This is a genomic window from Desulfofundulus sp., from assembly GCF_049701015.1.
Classification (GTDB): Bacteria; Bacillota; Desulfotomaculia; order Desulfotomaculales; family Desulfovirgulaceae; genus Desulfofundulus.
The window spans coordinates 1-5,028 of the sequence record NZ_JBNATZ010000181.1; the positions used below are offsets into that span (position 1 = coordinate 1).

Sequence of the window (5,028 nt, forward strand, 5' to 3'; positions counted from 1 at the left end):
CCGGCACGTTCTGGAAAGGGCCCGGCACTGCTGGAGAACCCGGCCGGCTTGCCCGGCGGGGCTGGAGGCGTCTGGTGAAGTCCCATATTCTTTCTACCCGGGGAAGGCGGTGAAGGCCCTGCCTTTCCGGCGTAATAAGGGGTTAAGGCCATACCCGCCCCGGGACGTACCAGCTTGCTGGCCGCCACTGTGGCGGCGGCGCGCAGTTTTTCCACCAGTTCCGCGACCATGGCGTCCAGTTGGGCCGGGCTGGAGGGTTTGGCCACAAAATCTACCGCTCCCAGGGACAGGGCCTGCATGGTGGCCCGGGCACCCGCTGTAGTATGGGAACTGAGCATGACCACCGGGACGGGGCACTCCCTCATCACCCTGCGCAGTACTCCCAGACCGTCAAGTACGGGCATTTCCAGGTCGAGGGATACCACATCGGGTTTCAGGGCGCATATTCTGGCCACAGCTTCTTCTCCGTCTGCCGCCGTGCCAATTACATTATAACCCCGTTCTTCCAGGAGGCGGGTGATTAAACGGCGCATCAAAGCCGAATCATCCACCACCAGCACCCGAATCGCCGCCACACGTCAAGACCCCTTTTCAGTCAACTCACCCTTATTGGATAGCTTCTACCCCGCCCTGTTCAGCTCACAGACAATTTCTTCCACACCTGCTTCTTTCACGATACTCCTGGCGTCCACAATCAGAGCCACCTTGCCGTCGCCCAGGATGGTGGCCCCTGAAAGACCGGGGACCTGCCCGAGGTACCCTCCCAGGGACTTGATCACGATTTCCTGCTCGCCAATGAGCCGGTCCACCACCACGCCCACCTTTTTATCCCCGGAGCCCAGGATGACCACTGAAAGCTTGCCTTCCTCCCCGCTTGTCTCCTGGAACAGATTGGCCAGCCGTACCAGGGGCAGCACCTGACCGCGCACCACAATGACTTCGGCGTGGCGCACGCGCCGGATTTCCCCGGGTTTCAGCGTCAGGGTTTCCAGCACATTGGTTAACGGGAAGGCGTACACGTTATCCCCGAGGGTCACCATCAGTGCCCGTATGATGGCCAGGGTCAGGGGCAGCTTGATGGTGAAGGTGGTACCTCTGCCGGGGACGGTGGTGAATTCCACCGAGCCGTTTATCTGTTCGATCTGGTTGCGCACTATGTCCATACCCACCCCCCGGCCGGAAACGTCGCTTACGGTACCGGCGGTGGAAAAACCGGGCGTAAAAATGAGGTCCAGGATTTCCCGGTCACTGGCCCGGGCGGCCTGTTCTGGAGTCATCAATCCCTTCTCCACCGCTTTCTGCCGCATTTTATCCGGGTCCATTCCCCGCCCGTCGTCAGACAGAGTAATCACGATGTTACTCTCAACGTAAGCCGCTTTCAAGAGCAGCCGGCCGGCACGCGGTTTGCCCAGGCGTACCCTTTCCTCGGGGGGTTCAATGCCGTGGTCCACGGCGTTGCGCAAAAGGTGGATGAGGGGGTCACCTATGACCTCGATTACGTTGCGGTCCAGCTCCGTTTCCCTGCCCTCGATGATAAAATCGATTTCCTTGCCCATTTTATGGGCCAGGTCCCTTACCATCCGGGGCAAGCGGTTGAAAACCTGGGCTACGGGTAACATACGCGCTTTCATGATTTCTTCCTGCAGGTCGTTGGTCACCTGTCCCAGGTGGTTGGATATCTCCACTATGTTTTCCACCAGGTCGTCAGATCCGTAACGGCTTTCGAAAACTTCCACGAAACGGTCCAGCCGGGTGCGGTCGATTACCAGTTCCCCCACCAGGTTCATCAGGGTGTCCAGCTTCTGTACGTCCACCCGCACGGTTTTTACGGTATCCTTACCAGGTGATGGAGTTTCCTTTTTTACCACCTTCCAGGGTTCGGCCTCCCGGGCAGTTGTTTTTTCTACCGCCCCCGGTTTGACCGGCCGGACCTCCACGCTGCTAACCTCGGCAATGGAGAACACCAGGTCGTGTACCTGCCCGGCATCCTCCCTGGTAAGCAGCACCACGGTAAAACCGTGTTCGTAGTTGCCTTCCTGCAGATCCTCAGCCGGGGGGACGCTTTTTACAATTTCCCCTATTTGCTGCAGGGTTTCAAAGATTAAAAAAGCCCTTACCGCTTTCATCTGGCAGCCCCGGTCGATGCCGACATCCACCTGGTAGGCCTGGAAGCCCCGGAGTTCCGCTTCCCGCACCACTTCTTCCACTGCATCTTCCAGTTCCAGGGTCACGCGGTAGGTCTGGTAGCCAGCAGTGCCGGTGTCAGCCCCCGTGCCCCGAGCCGGGGTAGACACACCCACAGGCTCCCGCGCATCACCTGTTCCCGCCGGACCCGGTAGGCTTCCGTTGCCTGCCCGCCCGCCGCCCGCCGCTCCCGTCCCGCAGGTGAGCTGGCAGGCGCGTAATTTTTCGATCACTGCCGAAACGTCAACATCACTCGCCTGGCCTGTAATCTCGTCTTTCAAAAGTTTTAAAGTATCCAGGGCTTCAAAGAGGATATCCACGATGGTTTCGGAAACCTCCATTTCGCCCTGGCGCAGCCGCTCGAAAAGATTTTCAATTTCGTGAGTCAGAGTAGACATTTTCTCGTAACCCATGACGGCCGAGGAGCCCTTGATGGTATGAGCGGCCCGGAAAATTTCCTGAATTACTTCGGGGCTGCCCCCCTCGCGTTCGAGCAGCAAAACGTTATCGTTGATTACCTGGAGTTTCTCTTCTAGCTCTTCTAAAAATACGGCCACCTCTTCTTCCGTGAACATTTAATCCACCATCCTTCGTTCACCTTCTTTTAAACGGTAAGCTTTACAGTAAGCTTTTATGAAGCGGCCCGTTTTGCAACCCGGTTTGCAAGTTCCTGTAAAGCTTCTTTTTCCTCCCGGTGGAAGATCCGGGTTGTGTCCAGAAGGATGATCAGGCGATCATCCAGTAGTGCAATGCCCTTTAAATAAGCAGCGGCAATTCCCGCTACCATGGGTGGTGGGGGCTGGATGCTCTCCTGTGACAGGCTCAATACTTCCGACACCCCGTCCACCATCATCCCTGCGGTAGTTCCACCCACTTCCACAATCACGATGCGGGTGTTTGCGGTTACATTGACGGGGTCCAACCCCAGGCGGCGGGCCAGGTCGATTACTGGTACGACGCGTCCCCGCAGGTTGATCACGCCCTCCACGAAGTCCGGAGTACCTGGAATGGCTGTAATGTCCAGAGCCCGTATGATTTCCAGAACATGGCTGATGTCCACGCCATAGGTTTGCTCTTTTAAACGAAAAACTACTAATTGCAGCTCGCTCCGCCGTTCGCCGCCCATGGGCACCTCTCCTTTTATGTATTTTTAGAGAGCTATGTATTTTTATAGAGCAAAGGTGCCGGGACTTCTTGAAACCGGCACCAGGTACATACCGGGACGGGAACAAATTTATTCCTCGTATTTTTCTTCCCGCTCCTGCCGGGCTTCCGGCTTAAGAAAGGCGGTCAACCTTTCGCGAATAAGAATGGGGTTGTACCCGGCCTGCAGGGAGACGATGCCTTCCAGCATCAACTGGCGCAGGAGCATTTCCTTTTTGCTCAGGTTGTGCAGCTTTGCCGCCAGGGGAAGCCATAGCACGTTGGCGCTGGCTACACCGTACAGGGTGGCTATGAAGGCCATGCCAATGGCAGGGCCCAGATTTTCCGGGGACTGGATCGAGCTGAGAACGTGCACCAGGCCCATGACCGTACCGATGATGCCCATGGTGGGAGCGTAGCCCCCGGCGGCTTCGAAGATGCCCGCTCCAACATTGTGCCGCTCTTGAATGGCGTAAAGTTCAGCCTCAAGGATATTGCGTACCAGGTCCGGGTCGGTTCCGTCCACAACCAGCTGGATGCCCTTGCGCAGAAATGAATCATCCACTTCGCCCAGGCGATTTTCCAGGTAAAGCAACCCTTCCCGTCTGGCTTCATCGGCCAGGCTGACAATGAGTTCGATAGTTTCTGTGGGTTCTGGAATGGTACGAAAAAGCCCCACGCGGAAAAGCCGGGGAACCTGTTTTAAATCGCTCAAAGTAAAACTGAAAACTGTAGCGCCTATAGTACCTCCGAAAACTATCAACGCGGCTGTAGGCTGCAAAAGGGCACCGGCATGTCCCCCCTCCAGTACAAAACCGCCCACCAGAGCCACTACTGCGATTACGAACCCAAGTATGGCAAGATCCATCAGTCATCCCTTTCCTGTAACTTAATCCTGGGGCGGGGCTGGTGAGAATCCCGGCTCCGATCCTTTATACTTGCTGCGCAGGATAACGATATCAACCCGGCGGTTCATCTGCCGGTGGGCTTCCGAGTCATTGGGCACCCTCGGCCGGTATTCCCCATAGCCCACAGCTGAAAGTCTCTGTGGTGGAAAGCCGACCGTCCGGATTAATTCCTGCACCACTGCTGTAGCACGGGCCGTGGACAGTTCCCAGTTTGAAGGATAGCGGTCTGTTTTGATGGGCAGGTTGTCGGTGTGTCCTTCAATGCGTATGTAATTATGTGTTTTCAGGAGTATGGGGGCCACGGCAGCAATAATCTCCCTGGCCCGGGGAGTTAGTTCCGCCGACCCCAGTTTAAATAGGACTTCATCCTGGAAGCTCAGGACGATTCCCCGTTCTTCACTGGTGGCCGAAACCCGCGCTGCCAGGCCCTGCTGCTGTATCTGGCGCAAAAGTTCCTGGCGAATATTTTCCATTTCCGTCTGGTCCGCCACGTCTTCCCGCGTTTCCACTTCTGTGCCGCTGATCCCCGGAACCACCGAAGGACCCAGGTTATCGAGTATTACTCCGCCACCGCCCATGGCTTTACTTAATGATTCGGCGAGCATGCGGAATTTCTTGATATCAACCTGGCTTAACGAATACATGACAATGAAAAAGATCAGTAACAGGGTGATCATGTCGGCATAGGTAATCAACCAGCGTTCCATGCTTCCGTAACTGGCCTTTTTGCTTTCTCTTTTCACAGAAAACTTTACTCCTTTCAACAAAATCGCCACGTAACCATTATTCGCCT

General features: G+C 56.2%; 5 protein-coding genes. All 5 read right to left on the reverse strand.

What is annotated here, in order from left to right; genetic code table 11:
- On the reverse strand, window positions 1–575 hold a 575-nt coding region (locus ACPLUI_RS10710; protein ID WP_424660253.1), incomplete at its 3' end, for a response regulator.
- 45 nt (window positions 576–620) lie between these two features.
- Window positions 621–2,759: a chemotaxis protein CheW gene (locus ACPLUI_RS10715; protein WP_424660254.1), complete on the reverse strand. Its 2,139-nt coding sequence runs from the start codon at window positions 2,757–2,759 to the stop codon at window positions 621–623.
- Window positions 2,760–2,815: 56 nt separating this feature from the next.
- On the reverse strand, window positions 2,816–3,310 hold the full coding sequence (locus ACPLUI_RS10720; RefSeq protein ID WP_424660255.1) for a chemotaxis protein CheW: 495 nt from the start codon (window positions 3,308–3,310) through the stop codon (window positions 2,816–2,818).
- Window positions 3,311–3,418: 108 nt separating this feature from the next.
- The gene (locus ACPLUI_RS10725) at window positions 3,419–4,195 is read right to left on the reverse strand and encodes a flagellar motor protein (protein WP_424660256.1); all 777 of its coding nucleotides are present in this window, start codon (window positions 4,193–4,195) and stop codon (window positions 3,419–3,421) included.
- Between the two features lie 21 nt (window positions 4,196–4,216).
- Window positions 4,217–5,028, reverse strand: an 812-nt coding sequence (locus tag ACPLUI_RS10730; protein ID WP_424660257.1) for an OmpA/MotB family protein, incomplete at its 5' end; no start/stop codon positions are given.